Consider the following 316-nt stretch of genomic DNA (forward strand, 5'->3'; position numbering starts at 1 on the left):
TTTGTAGACCACTCTAGAGTCAAAGGCCCTTTGCCTTTAAGTGCCTTCGCGCCAGTTCCATTCGCATGTTGCGAGAAACGGCGTTCAAGGTCATTCGTCACCCCGCAATACAGTGCGTTGTGACGATTTCGAATTAAGTAAACAAACCACTCACTCATGGCTTTATTGCTCAGAGTACTGACTCAATCAGGGCTCTAAGCTCAGCCACTTCAGATTTTAATGACGCCACCTCTTGCTCTAATGCTTCTAGCTTCTCTGCTGTAGGTGTTTTCACTGAAGAAACTGGCGTAGCGGTTGCTAACGCTTCGATATCCAC

General features: G+C 47.2%; 1 protein-coding gene. It reads right to left on the bottom strand.

Annotated features, from left to right (window positions below):
• A partial coding sequence (locus tag AB4585_RS25345) for a GIY-YIG nuclease family protein (protein ID WP_372171539.1) occupies positions 1 to 158 on the bottom strand: 158 nt, incomplete at its 3' end.
• Positions 159 to 316: the final 158 nt, after the last annotated feature.

Source organism: Vibrio sp. 10N.222.49.C9 (assembly GCF_041474985.1).
Lineage (GTDB): Bacteria > Pseudomonadota > Gammaproteobacteria > Enterobacterales > Vibrionaceae > Vibrio > Vibrio crassostreae_C.